The sequence below is a fragment of the Sphingobium sp. D43FB genome, assembly GCF_002312805.1.
Taxonomy (GTDB): domain Bacteria; phylum Pseudomonadota; class Alphaproteobacteria; order Sphingomonadales; family Sphingomonadaceae; genus Sphingobium.
Window position 1 is genome coordinate 1 of sequence record NZ_NMUA01000008.1, and the last position, 17,426, is coordinate 17,426.

Below are 17,426 nucleotides of genomic sequence, written 5' to 3' on the forward strand. Positions count from 1 at the left end.
CGCTGCCGTCGATGGCGTAGCTCTCCATCCAGTCCAGGCAGGCTCGGTCCGAGCCTGAGACGAACAGGCGGTGCAGTGTAGCGACAAATACGGCGCGCTCCACGGCAAAGCCGAACTGGCGCCCTTCCAGCACCTCTTCCAATACAGCATCGATGCCAAGCCGCTGCCACAGGCGCCCGAACAGCAACGGGCCTCCGATCCTGCGGGCTACGATCCGGCCTGCATCGATATCGGACAGAATGATGCTGCGCTCTGCGTGACGTGCGATCGAGGCGGCCAGTCTGTCGAGTTCGCCACTTGCGGCCAGCGCATCCTTGCGGCCCAGAGCCTTGATCGTGCGCTGGCGGACAGTTTTGCCCTCGCGCACGCTCTCGACCAGGTAAAGATAGCGGTGGCCGCGCGCGACTCGTTCGACGACATACATGGCCAGGTTGTTACTGCCTGTACTCGTAAAGATAAACCAAACGGCCAGTTACAGGCAAAATGTTGTTAGCACATCCGGTTTTGCCCCCAAACCCACGCCTAGCAAAATCAAATACTTACCAGCTCGCGTTCCCTGCGTGTTCCGCCGGCACTGTTCAACTTGGGTTTGACTTCGATGGCGTGCCAGCTGCCCAGGCCAACAGGTTCTAGGATGTCGACACGTACCAAAACACCATGATGCTGGAATGTTGCCTCAAAGATTGGGCGGCTCGCGTCATGGGCAATCAGCTGCGTCGTGCGAACAAGCGCTGCCTCGATATTGGGTTCGGCTTCGACCAGAACTCCGTCCGGCATGGCTACCGTTGCCAGGCGGCCAACCTCATGTCCGATCCGAAATCGGGCGAGTGTGTCGGAATCAAAATGACCGACGTCACGGTGATGAATTTGTAGCCACAATCGCCGTGGGCAATGCTCGAACGCTGCGATCTTGGATTTTGACAACCGATATCGGGTGGAACTGTGGCTCATGCCGCCTGTTCCAGAGCTGTGAGCAAGCCATCCGACCTGAGTTTGGGCCTTACAACCTTGTTGTGCTCCGCACCGATCAGATAATCAGCCGCAGCCTGAGCCCGACTGGCGGCCGTGAAAATCGCGCGAGGATCATTGCCAAGAACGCGCAGCCAAGATGCGATATATGGTGCATGATCGGTTCTTGGTTTGGAGGCGAGCTCGAGGTGGCTTACGGTGAACGCCGCGCCAAGCTCGGCAATCAATTCCTCCATGGCATAAGCGTCAGATCCAAAACGGCCAGACAGGTCGCGGTCAAGACGGATCTTTGCGCCCGTCCAATGGGTCAGCTCATGGGCTAGAACCGAATAATAGGCCTCCGCAGATACGAACGCATCAAACGACGGCATCGAGATCATATCGGCGTGAGGGTCGTAGAAGGCGCTGTCGCTACCCTCCCAAATATTCGCTGATTGAGCACGGAAAAAGGCGTCAGCGCGCTCAATCGGTGCAATTGCAGGATGCTGAAGGGCTACCTCCTCATAGCTATCGACCTGCGCCATGTTGAAGACCCTGAATGCGCGCGCGAACATCCGCTGACGGTCGGGCTGACCATTACCCTCGTCGAGATCCATGCGCTTCTCGACGGGTTTCCATAGTAACACGGTCGTTGCTCGCTCTCCCTTGCGAACCTGCGCGCCCAATTGCATCCATTGCCGGTAGGTTGCCCATTTTGCTGACTTGAAACCGCGGTGGCGAGCCTCTGCCCAAAGCAGCAGCGTATTAATGCCACGATATGGCCGACCGGTAACAATGTTCTTCGGAGAACCAATGCTCGCACAGTTATACCAAGGCATGTGGAATTCAGCGGTGCCAGCCTCGATAGCGGCGACAATCTCGTCGGTGATACGCTGATATAAGTCTGCCTTCATTGTTGTCCTCGCACCGCAGTTGCGATGAAAGGTTCACGAACAGCAGAGATTTCTTGCGAGGAACCGCTCCAGTTCCTCTACATCTGGGTAACGGGACGCGATGGTATATGGCGGGTGATATGCCTTTCGCGTTCTTACAAACCCCGCCTGAAAATGATCCTCGAGCTGGAGGTCGTCCCCATGTCGCAACTCCCCCGTGAGGGCATTCTGCCGCAAATTTGCTCGCCTGTTTTCAAATCTTTATTATGGATTGAAACCCGGGAATTTCCGTGATGGCGTCAACAGCGAAGGGCCCGACCGGGGATGCGAGTTCAACGGTCGACTGTGTAATGCCAAATTGCAGTCATATGGACATACCGCCACCAGACGATTGCGAAAGAGCCTTTGTCATAGGTCTGCCAGCCTTTCGGCTACTGCGGGGACATTGCTGAGGCCAGACGCGTTACACGCAGATCCGCCCGTGGGCATGCGATCCCATTCGTGATCGTCTGGCAGGGTGGGTGTGATCATAGCCAGTGCATGGACGACACGCTCTTCATGCTCTTGCTCTATCGATACACCTGTACGGTCGCCAGAAATGATAATTTTGATCACTTTCGCTTCCCTGCTGCTGAGGATATCGATCCAAGGCAGGACATCAAATTCGACGCTTCGATTAACTATAGCATCCGGATTTGCAAAATCTACGACAGGAAAATAGTCTACTGCACGATCCTCCTTCCCATTTCGATATCGAACAGCTGACAACTTGATATGAGCTGGGTTACCCGGAATCAGTTCCATGCGTGCGCGGTCTGCTTCGATCACGCGCATCAGCAGTAACGCCCGAAGCATTGCCACGGCATCGAGTGTTAGGAATATTCCGTTTTTGTTAATGCGAGCGTGAATATTTTGGAAATCACTATGGTAGGGCGGCGCTATTGCAAAGGCGAGCGTGAAGACGCCCTTTTCGATGAAATAATGATTGCCGTCATCACGGATGAATGCGCCGGCACCAAGACGTCTGAGAATTCGTTTCAGAGTAGGTGCAACTATGGCGGGAATGGCAATCCGCTCACGATCTATATTTGGCGTACTGAAAGACATCGGACGAACATGGTTTGTACTGATCACAGCCCCCGCCTCTTGCAGAACGTCAAAGTTTCCAGCCCAGCGCAAGACCCAATCGAGCCCCTCAATCAAGGAGACGGTATCAAAGGTGCGGCGAGGCGCATCAAGTGCGAGGTTAGCGAGCGTCGTCTCAGGAGCGGGCATTGGATCGACACTAATATTCAGGCACGTATCACCATAGATGATCGTAAACGTCTTTTCCCGCGCTACATAATGAAAAAATACAAGCTGCTGCTTGTTGGCCACGTTGCTCCAATTAAAATGTTGACCGTTTAAACTATGATCAAACAATTCCGACAGTATATGGAATCTAAAGGTGAATGAAATATCGCTGTTATGCAGTTCCGATTCATGATGAAGAGCAGGTGAAGTAGCGCATATATCGAATCCGGGTATGCTATTATGAAATTCAACTGCCTCTCTCATTAATTTTATCGTACACATCTGCAGCCTCGCCGCGAGCCTACGGTCAGAAATATACCTCTCTTCTGAGGGTGCTGTTCCTTTTATTCCTTTCAATCCATTGATTGGCTCGCGAAGTTGACGTAGGATTGCCTGGTCATCGTTAGGGAGCTGAACGCCCACTACCGCGTCATGCAGGAGATCCAGTGGGATGGCCATGAATACGCCGTGATGGCTATTAAAGCGCGTCTGCCCTCCGTCCTTCATCTCTTTCAGCGCAGCAAGTGCAAGCTTCGCGTCCTCATCCAAACCCACCGCGTTAAGACCGTCTCTAGATCGAACCTTCGCAGAGGCTGCATTTAGGTTGTTGATGGCTGCTGCACGTCGAATTTCGTCGGGGAGGTTAGTGTCAGCGGGGTCCGCGCCATTGCGAATGGCGCGATCAATCATGTGACGTAAAGCTTTCATTTTCAATTTCCTGTTCCAGATTTTGGGGAGCGAGCCGCCCAGCAAGGTCGCGTGCGTGGCCGATTGAGCGGATCTTTTGCCCAACTAGTTCGCTCGTCATGTTCAAGTTTATCGATCACGCTGAGTGCCAAGGGGTCGCCCGTTACCGCACGCCGCGCTTCAAATAGGGTCAAGGCTTCACAGCGGCGTTCACGCAGTCGAACCCGCTCACGATGTTCTTGAAGTTCCCAGCCGGTAAATAATTGATCCCATCGTCCGGCATGCCACGCAGACAGATGAGCCATGCCTTCCGCCGCCGCGCCCGTCTGGCCTTTACGTCCGATGCTGTGCGAAAAGCGCAACCGTGCTCTTTCAACGGCGCCCGCAGGATGTCGCTGCCGATTGGCAACAGCTAGATGGTCGATAAGCGGAACGTTCTGAATGAGCAGAGCGGGATCGAGGCCTGCCCATATGTAGCGACGAAGCAGTGACCATTGCCGGTCGAGCGCATTACGCGGATCGACCGGGGCGCGAAAATCCAGCTCTGGAAGATCGTTTATGCCCGGCTGGTTATGGGCGAATCGACCAAAATAGCTATTGAGCCATCCTTGTATGTCCGTGCCTGCCGGGAGGTGAAAAACAAGTGATCCGGTAATATTTCCGGTGGCGTCGCGCCCGAGCAGCGATAGACGATGAAGCCCTGGTCCGGTATGAGCGCTGCCGGTCCGGCCTCTCAGCCGTTGCGCCATTTCGCGACTAAGGTTGGTTAGCAACGATGCCGCTGATTCCTCGGATGCGATCCCAAACTCAATGAAATTGATCTTCAATGCCGCGTTGAGCGCTATGCCAAATTCCTGAACCAGGAAGGTTGCCGCCTCATAGACCTGGGCAGCTTGAGCCGATGATAAAAATTGATCCGGGCGCGCTGCTGTAGACTGAGGCCGATACCGGGTGGCTCGTGGCCGACGGAGGCGAGACGAACGATAGGGCTCGCTGATCGTGGGAAGCAGGCCTAATTTGCGTGATGGTTCGTTGCATGAGCCGGTCGCCGCGCACAGGTCGACAAAGCGCAGGGCGTGCAGCCTGAGGGCTTCAGATGTTGGCGGCGGCGTGAAACTCCAGTGCTCAAGCAGCTCGTCGTAGAAGGAGTAGGACGAGTGGTTGAGGTTCTTGGCCGTGCGTACAATCGCATCGACTAGCGCGGCGATTGCGGCATGGTCGTATAGCAGCATCTCAGCGCGAGATGGGTGCCCGAAATGCGGGCCGATTTGCGTCACCTTGATCAGCGTTAAAAGGCGCTGGATCGAGGAAATCGCGGCGGATGGGTCGGATCCCATCTGATCGATCGCAACCGCCGCGCTTGCAGCGTCGCCGGCAAGCGCAGACTTAAGAAGGGCGATCGTTGCATCCGACTCTTCGCGAAACAGCGTCGTGCGGGCCAGTTCGACGCTGATTCTATCCCCATCCTCAGTAGCGTCACGGACCTGTTCAAGCCTGCTGAGCGCACGCCTGATGCTGGAGGAGCGCTCAGCAATTAACACCAACGCGTCCTGTTCAGCGCCAATCTTCGCTTCGAAGCATGCCCGCTGGAGCGCGAGCAGCCGTTGCTCAATCGTTGGCGGATGCAGGCGAATTATCCGACAACGAGCCTGGAATGCCTCGGAAAGCGGTCCTTCATCGATTAAGGCGAAGATGAAAATCGTCTTGCCGCGCTGCTCTTCAAGCGATTTCAGCAGTAGATCTTGCGAGTATGTGGAGAGACGCTGGGCCTCGTCAATGAACACGATATGATGTCGATAGCCGGGCGGAACGACGCTAATGTCATGTTGTAAGAAGTCGCTCAGCTCCTCCTTGCTGCCATCGCGGCCTGCAGCATTAAGCTCATGATAGGCCCGGTGCCTACGGCCCTCGTCGATCGAACGGCAGCTCGCGCATTGGCCGCAGGGCACTGTGCCCGGCCGTTCGACACAATTTAGATTCTTTGCGAGAATGCGGGCGAGCGTGGTCTTGCCAACGCCGGAAGCACCAACAAAAATAACATGGCTCATGGTCTGCGATCTGATCATCGCCGAAAGCTGAGCAATGGCCGCTTCATGCCCGATCACGGTATCGAAGTTGAGCGGGCGCATTGCTGTCGGAAGCGGGCTGCCGATCATACTGCTATTGTGGATTTCCATGTGAACGCAGTCCTCCGTGGCGCACGGGCGCTCAGATTTTGAAAATGGGGATTAAATCGCACGCAACGCGGGCGTTTTGGACAGCGACCTAGCTCGGCGAAGCTGTCGCGCTACACCAACTTTTGCCACCGAGTCGAAAGGCTAGGTCTCCAAACCGACAAGTGGCCCACCATTCCGTAAGACATTGATAAAATTGCATTATATTCTGATATTCGGTTTGCTTACGAGGCCTGTGAGGCGCAGATGGGGCTACGCTTGATGTAAGTTAGAGCCCTACCGCATGAAAGTTGGCCTGCTTATTTGGCCGCTGGTCTAGATAGCCTCTCTCACCTAGCGGGCAGATCAGCCGGAATCGACCAGCGCCCGTAAGCTCTCCATCGTGACCAGCGTTCGACGGTTTACCTTTACCGCGGTGATGCGCTTGGCATTGATCAGCGCATAAATCATAGTGCGGGAGACGCCGATGATGTTGCCGGCGGATTCGATCGATACCGTAAGCGGTATGCTGTTCATGATAGTCTCCTGATATGCAGGGGCAATTGCCTGTGCACACAAGGATCTGGACCGGGCTATTTGGAAAAGAAAATTCGGAAATGCGGCGGGGAAAATTTTCCAATAATTAGGGGGAAAAGGGCAATCGGTAGAAGTTGCCGAGCGCCTTCTACGCACTCAGTCTGGGATGGCTCGAGATCCGCTCTTTGGACCCGATTTGCGATTGCCAGGCTCGATCTCACGACGGGCCTTTTTCACATGGTAAGGTCGAACGATGTGCGGACTAAACCACTTCTGTGCCGCAGCGAGAAGTTCAGCTTGCTTGAATTGAGTCGTGTCGACGGTTGTCAACCAAGTACGAATATTCTGCTCTGACACATAGCCCGGCTGGTCTACGGCTTGTCTCGGCTTGCCACTTGGCGAGTTGGCCCATTTCTTATATTCGCTTTCCAGAAACATGACGGTAGCGCCAACGAATGGAAATACAATTCTGCGCTCTGCCTCGTCACCAAACGGTATCGGATCCATTTGCCCAATCAACCAGTCGACTGGCCAGCTTCCATTTTCATCAGGTGCCCACATCGATTTGGGGATGGGCAAATATCCAGAATCAAGATGGATGTACGCGCGCAGGTCACCACGACTTAATGCATGCATAATCGGCATGACTGAGCGGCCATAGGGATCGTCGGGGCCATCCTCGTCGTGTGCCGCAGAAGAAACGAATTTTTTCGCCCGAAATTCAATTACATCGTCACCCTTCTTCATTTCGAAAGGGGGTTTCGGCATAAAGGGGACGTCATCTGTCGTATTAACCCAGACCATAAGGCATTCCGTCCTTAAACCTGATTCCCGTTCTTTACCCCAGAATCCGACCACGAAACACGCCAAGCGGAGGAACCGCATCAATGCAAGTTGGGCGACGAAGCATGAATGTCCAACATTCTAGTTTCGCATTCATTAATGTCAGGAGTCCTGAAACCAAGGATCTGGCGGCGAATTGATCTGGCTTGGCATGACACCATAGTCACGGGGGGCCCATGAATCTGCTTTTTTCGATCCAGGTGGATGTACCCGAAAATCGCTTCCTTTTAAGGCGTCAGCATCTGGTTCGATGAGGAACCGTTCGTTTTTGACAGCAGTTATGGTGCCATATCCTTGAGACCTACGCCCGGTCCAGAAAAACACGTGCTGCCCAATTTCGAAGGACGCGCCGTTACGAGTCGAGGACTGTCGGCCTACGGCGTCGCACTCATCGTCCATCACAGCGCTGCCATTTTCTATCTGCTTCAGACTGATCCGACGCGCCGCCCCAACAATATCCCTGACGTTCGACTTCCGGCATGAGGGCATCGCGTTTCTCACAAGCCTTCATCGTCGCATCGTCATCGCCGGACCCGCCACGGCAGCGGTCATTCAATGCGATATATTGAGCCACGATCGGCACGGCCCGGATAGAAGATTCGTCGTCACCCCCGCTATCGTGTTCGCCACCCGGCTGCGATTGTCCGATGTCCTTGTAAAAAAGCGTGGCGAGGGACGTATCGAGCGTCGGCAATTCCATGCCATCACGGGCTACGCGATCCAGCATGACCTCTCCTATGGGGCGATTACAGGCTGGCGCTGGCTCTGCACCATCTCGGCGATGAAATTCGAACCCTTCTTCATGATCGGTGTCGGTCAATCGATCATGCCAGGTGGTCCGCATAATCCAATCAGTGCCATTTTCCTGCCAAGCGACCAATCGACCTTGCTGTTGAAGCAAGCTAGCCATGGTAGATAGGCGCGTGCCCATGGGCGTCACGCCACTATAAATGCAAAGCCTCATATAATCTGGCGGTGGCCCGACACTGCGCGGCTTATCGTCGGAGGTCATAGTGTTGACCAGGCTGGGTATCGGCGATCTCTGCACTTCGCGCACACTTTCCGGGCGACGATGCAGCGCGGTGAAGTATGTCGCGCAAAGCAGGACGGCAATGCCCGTGATGATCCAAACGAATCGAACCGCGCCTGATCTCACGAGGGAAGTCGGTGGCGTCTCGTGGTTCTCGAGGCTGTCGAGTAGAGCCGCCTTCTCGGCTTCAAACTCCCGTACAGACAAATGCCCTTGCTCGCGAAGGCGATGAAGCCTCTCGATCTTTTCGAGATGGTCATTCATCAGAAGAGCATTTCACGGCGTTGAGGAGGAAAAGCGTAGTCGCCACCTGTCCTGCCTCGGCACTGTTGCTGATGACATATTCTCCGACTTTTCCGACGCTAAAAAGGCGGCTTTCGCCTGCAACCAAGTCAGGAATCGTGCCCTGTGCCTCGACGGTTGCCAGATCATAAAGCTCAAGATGTAGTGTCCGGGTGGACTGGTTAGCGATTGTGACCTGTCTGCTTGCACACACATCCATATGGCTGTTTTTGCCGCCATCCCCGTCGTAATTCCAAGGGTCGGTAAGGGTCGCATCTGTAATCTCAACCGTTTGGAGTGGCTGAGCTGGCTCGCGTGTTTGTGGTACAGCGGCGGCGGGGGCCTCATCGGCTATGACGCTGCGCCGGGCCTCCTCTTTGCTACCGGCTGTCAGGAAGTAAATTCCGATACAAACGATAAACAACATCTGGATTCCCCAGAACCAACGGAAGAAGCGCCGCGTCCCATGCGTTTTCGTCCGTCCTTCACGCCAACGCTCGCTTAAGGCGGGAGCCTGCTGACTAGCCTGCTCTCCGAGAATTTTGGCCTTCTGAGAAGCGAATTCCATCTCCGAAAGCGCGCCATCTGCCTTGAGTTTAGCTAGGCGCTCCAGCGCATCGATCCGATCAGTCATATACCCCCCAATGAACAATACATATTATAGTTGATAAACTTACGGACATTGCAAGCCCGATCAGGGCGGCATGGATATGCGCCGCCTGATCGGATCAAATTTTAAGCGTCTGCGCCAAGACAAAGGATGGACGCAGGAGGAGTTTGCTGAACGCTCAGGCTTCAGTCAGCAGTATGTTTCAGGCCTTGAAGGCGGTCGACGGAACCCAACGATCGTGACGGTGTATGAGCTTGCTCTGGCACTGGGCGTTTCGCATTTGGATTTGCTCCAGCCGTCAACCCTCGACGTTAAGCTATAATTCTACCGGCGATCCGCGCCTCGGTGGTATAAGCCGACAGAGGTTGAGCACCGACGAACGCAATGTCCTTTTCGATCGGCAGGCGCAGATGCCCGCGAACCTGGGCTAATTCGGCGAGGCTTACATAGCCCAGCTCGGGTTCTCCCAATCCTAAGTCGCACAGGCCGAAAGCGCGGTCGGAATCGATCGGATCAATTTCTGTGAGGAGCCAGGTTGCCCCGGCGTCCGGGGTGAAGAGCTTCACCACCGGCACGAGATCTATATTTTCGCCCGACGCACTTCGCCGACCGTTAGCCTGCAATATCGCGAAGGTGGCAGTATCGAGGAATGCTGGCTTGTCCATGTCAGGCAGCCTTCCCGATCAGACTAAGCGGTGCGGTCGGTGGGGCGATGTGCCAATCGTCCATTTTGCTACGAAGGCAGGCTTCGACCGCATCGATCACGATGCCCCAGTTGAGGTATCGATCGAAGAGCGCATAGGCCTCATCGCGCGCGCCAGCCCAGCCAAGTGCCTCGACGAACTGCTCCAGATCGACGTTGAGGAAGGACGCCTGATCCGAGCCCGGCGTCTTGAGGAATTTACCATATAGTTGCGCGCCCTGTTGGACGTGGTGGTTGTGCCGAGGGGCAAGCAGCATGAAGTGCGTTTCGGCCCAATCGCCACGCATCCGTGCCGCTTGCGCCAACAGATGTTCGCGGAACAGCTGCTGCATCGGATTGATGCGCAAAGCAGCATGCATCGGCTCTTTGAACAGATCGGATGCTTGTGCCAGGTCATCATAACGTGACTTCAGCTCGGGAGGAGCGGGTTCAGCAAGGTTTTCAGAATATTTGACTTCGATGCCGATTAGGCCTGTCGCGCCATCGCTTCGCTCATAGACAATCGCGACGTCAAAGGCGGTGCGGTCACCGGTCAAGTCTGCCTGACGACGGCCCGGCGAATGCTCGAACCAAACGTGGCGAACGGCGGCGATGTCGATCGTGGGTGCAATGGCTCGCATGACCTTTGCTGCCAGCGCGAGATCAAAGCGCAATGGTGCGAAGAAGTTAAAGGCCAATGGCATGGAGCTCAGCAGATTGCTGTAAAGCCTCTGTCGGTCGATGAGTGCTCCTGTCTCCTGATAGATGACCTCACGTCGTGCCAGATGGGCCACGGCGGGTCCGAGGAAGTTGCGGCCCACCGCTGCTGCCGTCGTGCTAAGAAGGGAGCCGACCTTCCGCTTGCGGCCATCTCGTCCCTGGAAGGTGCCTACAGGAAGCCCCTGGCGCTCCCGCCACATCGCCTGCAGCAACCGGGCACATGCACGAAAGCGAGTATCGAACTTTTCGTGGACGAAGTGCGCCTTTAGCAACTCTTCTGGCACGATGGGCAGTTGGCCAATGGCTTTGCCGGACTCTGGCGTCATGAATTCTCCTCTGCTGGCCGGGCATTGTCCGGCAGCAAAGATTCATCGAAACGGTCGATATCTATGCAGGATTTGCAATTGTTCCTTGATCACGCAAAATCAGCAGAAGGGCCTCCAGGCCTTTCTGCGAGAGGGCCGACACCCCACCATCAATGTATATTTTTCCAGTGGTGGGATAGAAGTTGACGCCCTTGGGCAGCTTCAATTGGAATGATGAACCTTCAGGTCGACGCACATCTGCGCCGTACCCGCGCAGCTGAACAATGGCAGTAGCCATCAACTCATCATCATCCGGCTGGATTTCCGCTGACGGCATCTTCTTAAATCTCATCATATCTTCCTTCATTTCTCTTCCAAGGATGGAGAGGGAAAGGGAGAGAAGGATGGTATGTATAAAGGCAGGATAGATAAGGGTAAGGTAGGTATTAGGGAGGGCATAGGCGTCTGGAGCGCCAGAAATTTATGTACCGAAGAGCCCCCCTTGTCGAGTCGTTCGAGCGCTGACCCCGCCAGCGTTTCCCGCTATTTTTGCTCGAGGTTGATTAGATTTACGTCGATGTCGATCTTGTCAATGGCGTCTTTCAAGTTTGCGACCGTCAATCCCTTATTGTAGCGGGCTGTTTCACCAGCCGTTGCATGGCCCGTCACTTCATCAATGACGGAATCTGCAACACCTGCCCGCTTCATAAACGTCGTGGCGCTGTGGCGGAACGAATGGAAATCCAGCCCTTCGGCGTAAAGATCTGTGTCACGCCGATAGCGCGTGAACCATTTGGAGTAATTATGCCCTAAACGATCATCCGCGCCTCCAGGCTGTAAATTCGGAAACAGTAACTGGGCGGATTCAGTCCGCAGAGCATCAGCATAGTTTAATAAACCAAGCCGGATCAGCATATTATGGATCGGCACCTTCCGCACAGCATTGCTGTTTTTGAGTTGGCGTCCATCACCCTCTCTGAGATCAAACACCCATATCCCTTCGGTTTGGCGCACGTCGGCTAACCGAAGCTGACAAATTTCTTCCTGACGCATTCCGGAATATACAGCGATGAGCGGAAGCCAGAATTTCTCGTCACGAAGGACATGCTGCCCTGGCTTGGATCGCCGATGCTCAGATTGGCAGCCAGTCCAAATAGGAGTCGAGAACAACTTTTGGAGGGCTTCACTGTCCCACATCTTACGTTGGTCCCGAGCGCGTTTGGCTGCCGTAAACTTCCAATCGTTAAAAATCTTGATGCTCGCCGTCCCTTGTTCGATGGCGCTATCCCATAAAGTAGACAAAGCAGCGAAATGCCGCTGCACAGTGCGGGACGATAGGCGCGGAACGTCTTGCTGTAGCGCTTGAGCAACGATTTGCTGTGCTGACAAACCCCGATATTCGGCCGCTTTGCTGTAGTTCGCGGGCAACTCCTCAAGAAGTGCCTTGAAACGACCCGCATCGGCTCGGACGTATCCGCTGAGTGGCCGATCCCCAGCAAAGTCGCAGAAAATCGAATATGTGGCTCTTGCCTGTAGATAGGTTTGACGTTCCCAGATTTTCCGCCGCAACTGGCCCTCGCGAAACAATTCCGCCGCTGCCGAGAAGGTAGGACCGGCCACTACGGAAGGCACTTCAGTCGAAGGGGGCGCTGGGTTAGAAATCGGAGCAGAGGGCGTTTCTCGCAACGCTTGGGCCAGCAGTTTGTCGGAAGGCTCGTAGTTGAAATTGCCTTCCCATCGCGCGCGCAACGTTTCCGAAACCTCAATCCCTGCCCGAAGCATCGCATGTTCGAGACGGCGCACCTCGCTCCTCTCAAATTTGGCGTCAATGCCGAAACGACGGGCCAACATTGCGCCGGTAATCATCCGCACGGAGTCAAACGCATTACTAGCCAGGTCGATGCGTGAGCGTTCTGCCAAAATCCGGTAATGATCGCTAAGCCCCTGGCGAACTTCTTCACACACAGGCTCATCGCTATCCAACCGCACGCTTTCATCGCGAGAGAGGATCGTCGCGTAGAAATCTTTGATCAGGGCCGCAATGTCTTGATCGGTCAGCAACGGGACACACCTAACGACACTGAACATCTCCTCCGATTGGAGATACAAATAGCGGGACAGGCTTCGTGCCACCGCCGCATCATTCGTACCCAGACTGCATGTCAGCTCAACCCGTTTAAGAATAGGTTGAAGGGCGGCCGGAATCCCTCTGCGGAAATGATAAATCCCTGCCCGACGCACTGTATTTGGGATGGCTCCCATACCAACAAAGCCTCAACTTTGTAGCAGAGCTTTGTAGCAAATGCCCCACCACGGTTCCGGCGCTGTTCGAAAACCAAGGTTTTGCAGTGTGTTGATAGGAAACTGGCTGGGGCGGCAGGATTCGAACCTGCGCATGGCGGCATCAAAAGCCGCTGCCTTACCGCTTGGCGACGCCCCAGCAGGCCGACCATCGTCGGCGCGGGTCGCCATATAGCGCGTCGGGCGCGAAAGGAAAGCCTAGTCATCACAGTTTCGCGACGGCACTATGACGCTTCTTGGCTTCGTACCGGATTACCACAACCATGTCCGCTTCCTCTTCCCCCACATCCGCGCAGATGGCGCCTGCATCGCCGCTCTTTCTGCGTGAAGATGAAATCCGGCGCGGCATCGAAATGCTCTATTTCGGCTATTCCGCGCTGACCCGCTCGATCGATGAGGGGCTGGCGGCGCAGGGGCTTGGGCGGGCGCATCATCGCGCGCTCTATTTCATCTCGCGCCAGCCCGACCTCACCGTCAAGGATCTGCTGCGGTTGCTGTCCATTACCAAGCAATCGCTGGGCCGGGTGCTCAATGACCTCATCGAGCGCGGCTATATCGAGACGCGGCCGGGTGCCAGCGACCGGCGGCAAAAATTGCTGCGGCTCAGCGCAGAAGGCGCCGCGCTGGAGGCCGAGCTGTTCCGGGCGTTGCGGGAAAAAATGGCAGCGGCCTATGCCCAGGCAGGGCAGGGATCGGTCACCGGATTCTGGCGCGTGCTGGAAGGGTTGATCCCCGAATCGGATCGTTCGATGGTGTTCGGCCTGCGCGGGCGATAGCGCACAAGACGCAACCTAATCGGCCTTCCTGCGCTTATCGGACTCCATTCATTGACAAGAGGAGCCATCATGCGTCACAAATTTCTCGCCGCACTGGCGGTCGTTTCGGCGGTCAGCCTGTCGGCCTGTTCGGAAAAGGCCGAGGACAGCATCGAAAATGCCGGGTCGGCGATCGGCAATGACATGAGCAGCGCTATGGACCGCGCGGGCGACACGATCGACAACGGGCTGGATGATGCGGGCCGTGCGATCGACAATGGCGCGGCGCGGATCGGTGCTGCGACCGACGAAGCGGCTGAAGATGCGGATCGCACCGCCGATGAAGCCAAGCGCGATGTTGGCGATACGCTGCAGGAAGCGGGCAGCGACCTCAAGAACGACTGATGCCAATGGGCCACGCATGACTGTACGGTTATGCGTGGCTCATGCGCGCGCTTGACGGCGCGCTGTATTGCGGACAGCGCAGGGATATGTCGTCCGCTGCGCCCGCCCCACCTCTCACCAGCCGCCTGATGATCGGCCGTCCCGAACTGGCGCTGATCGGCATCACCATCCTGTGGGGTGGCACATTCCTGATCGTCCATCATGCGATGCGCGAATCGGGACCATTCTTCTTCGTGGGATTGCGTTTCGGGACGGCGACGCTGGTCACCTTGCCGCTCGCCTGGCCGCTGTTGCGCGGCATCACGCGGCAGGAACTCGGCGCTGGTCTGGTGATCGGCCTCGGCATCTTTGCGGGCTATTCGCTCCAAAGCTGGGGGCTCCAGACGATATCGAGCAGCACGTCGGCCTTCATCACCGCCGCCTATGTCCCGTTGGTGCCGATCCTCCAATGGATCATCCTGCGCAGGCGACCGCGAATCGCCAGCTGGGTCGGGGTCGCCCTGGCGTTCGCTGGCCTCATGCTGATCGCCGCGCCGCAGGAGGGGGTGGCGCTGGGGACGGGAGAGGTGCTGACCCTGATCAGTACGCTCGCCATCGCGCTGGAGATCATCTTCATCAGCCTGTGGGCGGGGCAGGTGAATGTCGCGCGGGTGACGCTGGTGCAGTTGGCGGTGACCGCGCTGCTCGCCTTCGCCTGCATGCTCCCGGCCGGTGAAGCGGTGCCGCCCTTGTCCTGGACGGTGATCCTGTCGGCCTGCGGGCTGGGGTTGGTCACGGCGCTCATCCAGTTCGTGATGAACTGGGCGCAGCGCAGCGTGTCGCCGACCCGCGCCACGCTGATCTACGCGGGTGAGCCGGTCTGGGCCGGGATCATCGGGCGGATCGCGGGCGATCGCCTGCCGCCGCTGGCGCTCGCCGGTGGCCTGCTGATCGTCGCCGCCATGATCGTGAGCGAAATGCGGTTCGGAAAGCGCGACCGCGCCTCGACCTAGCCCCGCCGAAACACCGGCGCGCGCTTTTCGAAGAAGGCAGCAAAGGCTTCCTGCGCTTCGGCGGATCGCAGCGTGTCGCGGAACAGCCGCGCCTCTTCCTCGATCCGCGCGGTGAGAATAGCCGGGTCGCCTTTCATCAGGCGGCGGGTGGTGGCGAGCGCCTGGGGCGGCTTGGCCACCAATATTCTGGCCTTGGCGCGCGCATGCGCCAGCAGCCCGTCGGCGGGCACGACCGCCGTGACCAGCCCCGCCCGATCGGCCGCCTCGGCATCCATCGGCTCGCCCAGCATCAGCATCGCCGCCGCCTTGGCATGGCCCAGCGTCGCCGGCGCAAGCAGGCTCGATCCCGCTTCGGGGACCAGCCCTAGATTGACGAAGGGCATGATGAAACGGGCGTCGGGCGCGGCATAGATGAGGTCGCAATGGAGCAGCATCGTCGTGCCGACACCCACGGCCAGTCCCTGCACGGCGGCGATGATCGGCTTGTCGAAGGCGGCGATGGCGCGGATGAACGCAAAGGCAGCCGCGCCGCCCTCCGGCCCGGCCATGAAGTCCTTGAGGTCGTTACCCGCGCAGAAGGCGTCGCCATTGGCGGTGAACAGCACTACCGCAATGTCCGCGCGCGCCGACGCATCGGCCAGCGCTGCGGTCATCGCATGATACATGGGGGCGGTCAGGGCGTTCTTCTTGTCGGGGCGGTCGATATGGATTTCGATGACGCCGGCGATATCTTCGATGATCGCGATGGACTGGCTCACGATGCGCTCTCCCTTATGTCTCTGTCACTACCGATGGGCATTGATCGGACGATGGAGACTATTGTTCCCCGGCGAAGGCCGGGGTCCAGTCCCACGCTCTGAACTGGACCCCGGCCTTCGCCGGGGAACAGCTACCATCCAGATCACTGACCACGCCTGCATGTCTCTGGCGAAACTGTTGGCGCAAGCGGCGGGCCGCGTCTATCCCCCCGCCGTCTGTCAGCCCAAGGCCTAGCCCCATGATGAACCGACTGCGCCACGCCCTCGATCCCTTCCTGTTGCTGCTGCTGGCAACCGTTGCCCTAGCGTCGATCCTGCCTGCGCGGGGGGATGGTGCGCGCATCGTGGGGATGGCGGCAGACGCTGGCATCGTGCTGCTTTTTTTTCTGCATGGGGCAAAATTGTCGCGCGCGGCGATCTGGGACGGGACGCGGGCGTGGAAGCTGCATCTGGCGGTGCTGGGGACGAGCTTCCTCCTCTTCCCGCTGATCGGCCTCGCCACGCAGCACATTGGCGTCATCCCCGATGACATGCGGGCGGGCCTGCTGTTCCTGACCCTGCTGCCCTCGACCGTGCAGTCGTCGATCGCCTTCACCGCGATCGCGCGTGGCAATGTCGCCGCCGCCGTGGTCAGCGCGTCCTTCTCCAACCTGCTCGGCATCGTCGCGACGCCGCTGCTGGTCGCGCTGCTGATGCGGCAGGGCGGGGCGAGCGTGTCGCTGGCGTCGATCGAGGGCATCGTGCTGCAACTGCTGTTGCCTTTTCTCGTCGGTCATCTGGCGCGGCCGTGGATTGGCGGGTTCGTGGCGCGGCACAAGGCGAAGATCGGATGGGTGGATCGCGGCTCGATTCTGCTGGTCGTTTATGCCGCTTTCTCGGCGGCCGTCGTAGAGGGGCTGTGGCAGAGCGTGTCGGGCGGCGAACTGGCGCTGCTGGCGGGTGTCTGCTGCCTCATGCTGGCAACCGTACTGGTTCTTACGTTCGGACTGGGGCGGCTGATCGGGCTAAGCCGCGAGGATGCGATCGTGCTGCAATTTTGCGGGTCGAAGAAAAGCCTGGCGACCGGTGTGCCGATCGCGGGCGTGCTGTTTCCCGCAGCGGCGGTCGGGCCGATCCTGCTGCCGTTGATGCTGTTTCACCAGATCCAGCTGATGGTCTGCGCCGTGCTGGCCCGGCGCTACGGCGCGCAGGTCGCTGAATGACAAAGGGGCGGAAAGCGCGATATTGCGCCT

At 57.4% G+C, this 17,426-nt stretch carries 18 protein-coding genes, 1 tRNA gene and 1 pseudogene; 5 read left to right on the forward strand and 15 right to left on the reverse strand.

Features of this window, described 5'->3' with window-relative positions; translation table 11 throughout:
* The 9 genes and pseudogenes from SxD43FB_RS08620 to SxD43FB_RS25185 all read right to left on the reverse strand — a co-directional run.
* A pseudogene (locus SxD43FB_RS08620) lies at window positions 1-424 on the reverse strand (transposase); the annotation flags it as partial.
* A gap of 107 nt (window positions 425-531) precedes the next feature.
* On the reverse strand, window positions 532-951 hold the full coding sequence (locus tag SxD43FB_RS24695; protein ID WP_141249477.1) for a hypothetical protein: 420 nt from the start codon (window positions 949-951) through the stop codon (window positions 532-534).
* A complete protein-coding gene (locus SxD43FB_RS08630) occupies window positions 948-1,862 on the reverse strand; it encodes a zincin-like metallopeptidase domain-containing protein (RefSeq protein ID WP_096061838.1) in 915 nt (304 codons plus the stop codon). Before SxD43FB_RS08630 ends, SxD43FB_RS24695 begins: the two co-directional genes overlap by 4 nt.
* 387 nt (window positions 1,863-2,249) lie before the next feature.
* Window positions 2,250-3,842 carry a hypothetical protein gene (locus SxD43FB_RS24700; protein ID WP_141249478.1) on the reverse strand — a complete coding sequence of 531 codons (1,593 nt, stop codon included), beginning with the start codon at window positions 3,840-3,842 and terminating at the stop codon, window positions 2,250-2,252.
* A 2-nt stretch (window positions 3,843-3,844) separates the two neighbouring features.
* The gene (locus SxD43FB_RS08645) at window positions 3,845-5,998 is read right to left on the reverse strand and encodes an AAA family ATPase (RefSeq protein ID WP_096061841.1); all 2,154 of its coding nucleotides are present in this window, start codon (window positions 5,996-5,998) and stop codon (window positions 3,845-3,847) included.
* 342 nt (window positions 5,999-6,340) lie between these two features.
* The gene (locus SxD43FB_RS08650) at window positions 6,341-6,511 is read right to left on the reverse strand and encodes a helix-turn-helix domain-containing protein (RefSeq protein ID WP_096061842.1); all 171 of its coding nucleotides are present in this window, start codon (window positions 6,509-6,511) and stop codon (window positions 6,341-6,343) included.
* A 156-nt stretch (window positions 6,512-6,667) separates the two neighbouring features.
* A complete protein-coding gene (locus SxD43FB_RS08655) occupies window positions 6,668-7,369 on the reverse strand; it encodes a hypothetical protein (protein ID WP_176482721.1) in 702 nt (233 codons plus the stop codon).
* Between the two features lie 373 nt (window positions 7,370-7,742).
* On the reverse strand, window positions 7,743-8,648 hold the full coding sequence (locus tag SxD43FB_RS08660) for an SHOCT domain-containing protein (RefSeq protein WP_096061844.1): 906 nt from the start codon (window positions 8,646-8,648) through the stop codon (window positions 7,743-7,745).
* Window positions 8,641-9,300, reverse strand: coding sequence for an SHOCT domain-containing protein (locus SxD43FB_RS25185; RefSeq protein ID WP_096061845.1), 660 nt, complete (start codon window positions 9,298-9,300; stop codon window positions 8,641-8,643). The genes SxD43FB_RS08660 and SxD43FB_RS25185 overlap by 8 nt, the downstream gene beginning before the upstream one ends.
* Window positions 9,301-9,370: 70 nt before the next feature.
* Here SxD43FB_RS25185 and SxD43FB_RS08670 point away from each other — a divergent pair, with 70 nt between their 5' ends.
* Complete coding sequence (locus SxD43FB_RS08670; RefSeq protein ID WP_096061846.1) at window positions 9,371-9,598, forward strand: helix-turn-helix transcriptional regulator; 228 nt, start codon at window positions 9,371-9,373, stop codon at window positions 9,596-9,598.
* Here the strand turns inward: SxD43FB_RS08670 and SxD43FB_RS08675 are convergent.
* The 5 genes from SxD43FB_RS08675 to SxD43FB_RS08695 all read right to left on the reverse strand — a co-directional run bounded on the left by SxD43FB_RS08675 (window position 9,588) and on the right by SxD43FB_RS08695 (window position 13,423).
* Window positions 9,588-9,941 carry a DUF2958 domain-containing protein gene (locus SxD43FB_RS08675; RefSeq protein WP_096061847.1) on the reverse strand — a complete coding sequence of 118 codons (354 nt, stop codon included), beginning with the start codon at window positions 9,939-9,941 and terminating at the stop codon, window positions 9,588-9,590. The two genes, SxD43FB_RS08670 and SxD43FB_RS08675, sit on opposite strands and share 11 nt — an antisense overlap.
* Window position 9,942: 1 nt before the next feature.
* Window positions 9,943-11,004 carry a hypothetical protein gene (locus tag SxD43FB_RS08680; protein WP_096061848.1) on the reverse strand — a complete coding sequence of 354 codons (1,062 nt, stop codon included), beginning with the start codon at window positions 11,002-11,004 and terminating at the stop codon, window positions 9,943-9,945.
* 61 nt (window positions 11,005-11,065) lie between these two features.
* Window positions 11,066-11,350 (reverse strand): hypothetical protein, encoded by a 285-nt coding sequence (locus SxD43FB_RS08685; RefSeq protein ID WP_096061849.1) that lies wholly within the window; start codon window positions 11,348-11,350, stop codon window positions 11,066-11,068.
* A 176-nt stretch (window positions 11,351-11,526) separates the two neighbouring features.
* Complete coding sequence (locus SxD43FB_RS08690; RefSeq protein WP_176482722.1) at window positions 11,527-13,044, reverse strand: site-specific integrase; 1,518 nt, start codon at window positions 13,042-13,044, stop codon at window positions 11,527-11,529.
* A gap of 304 nt (window positions 13,045-13,348) precedes the next feature.
* Window positions 13,349-13,423: transfer RNA gene (locus SxD43FB_RS08695), tRNA-Gln, on the reverse strand.
* A 124-nt stretch (window positions 13,424-13,547) separates the two neighbouring features.
* Between SxD43FB_RS08695 and SxD43FB_RS08700 the strand changes: the two genes are divergently transcribed.
* From SxD43FB_RS08700 to SxD43FB_RS08710, 3 genes are all read left to right on the forward strand, one after another.
* Complete coding sequence (locus SxD43FB_RS08700) at window positions 13,548-14,060, forward strand: MarR family transcriptional regulator (RefSeq protein WP_051519788.1); 513 nt, start codon at window positions 13,548-13,550, stop codon at window positions 14,058-14,060.
* Window positions 14,061-14,129: 69 nt separating this feature from the next.
* Window positions 14,130-14,444, forward strand: coding sequence for a hypothetical protein (locus SxD43FB_RS08705; protein ID WP_096061851.1), 315 nt, complete (start codon window positions 14,130-14,132; stop codon window positions 14,442-14,444).
* Between the two features lie 86 nt (window positions 14,445-14,530).
* Window positions 14,531-15,436: a DMT family transporter gene (locus tag SxD43FB_RS08710; protein WP_096061956.1), complete on the forward strand. Its 906-nt coding sequence runs from the start codon at window positions 14,531-14,533 to the stop codon at window positions 15,434-15,436.
* On the opposite strand, the gene SxD43FB_RS08715 is transcribed toward SxD43FB_RS08710, so the two are convergent.
* Entirely contained in the window at window positions 15,433-16,194 is a 762-nt protein-coding gene (locus SxD43FB_RS08715; protein ID WP_096061852.1) for an enoyl-CoA hydratase-related protein, read from the reverse strand. The genes SxD43FB_RS08710 and SxD43FB_RS08715 overlap by 4 nt on opposite strands.
* A 242-nt stretch (window positions 16,195-16,436) precedes the next feature.
* Here SxD43FB_RS08715 and SxD43FB_RS08725 point away from each other — a divergent pair, with 242 nt between their 5' ends.
* On the forward strand, window positions 16,437-17,396 hold the full coding sequence (locus tag SxD43FB_RS08725; protein WP_096061957.1) for a bile acid:sodium symporter family protein: 960 nt from the start codon (window positions 16,437-16,439) through the stop codon (window positions 17,394-17,396).
* Window positions 17,397-17,426 lie beyond the last annotated feature (30 nt).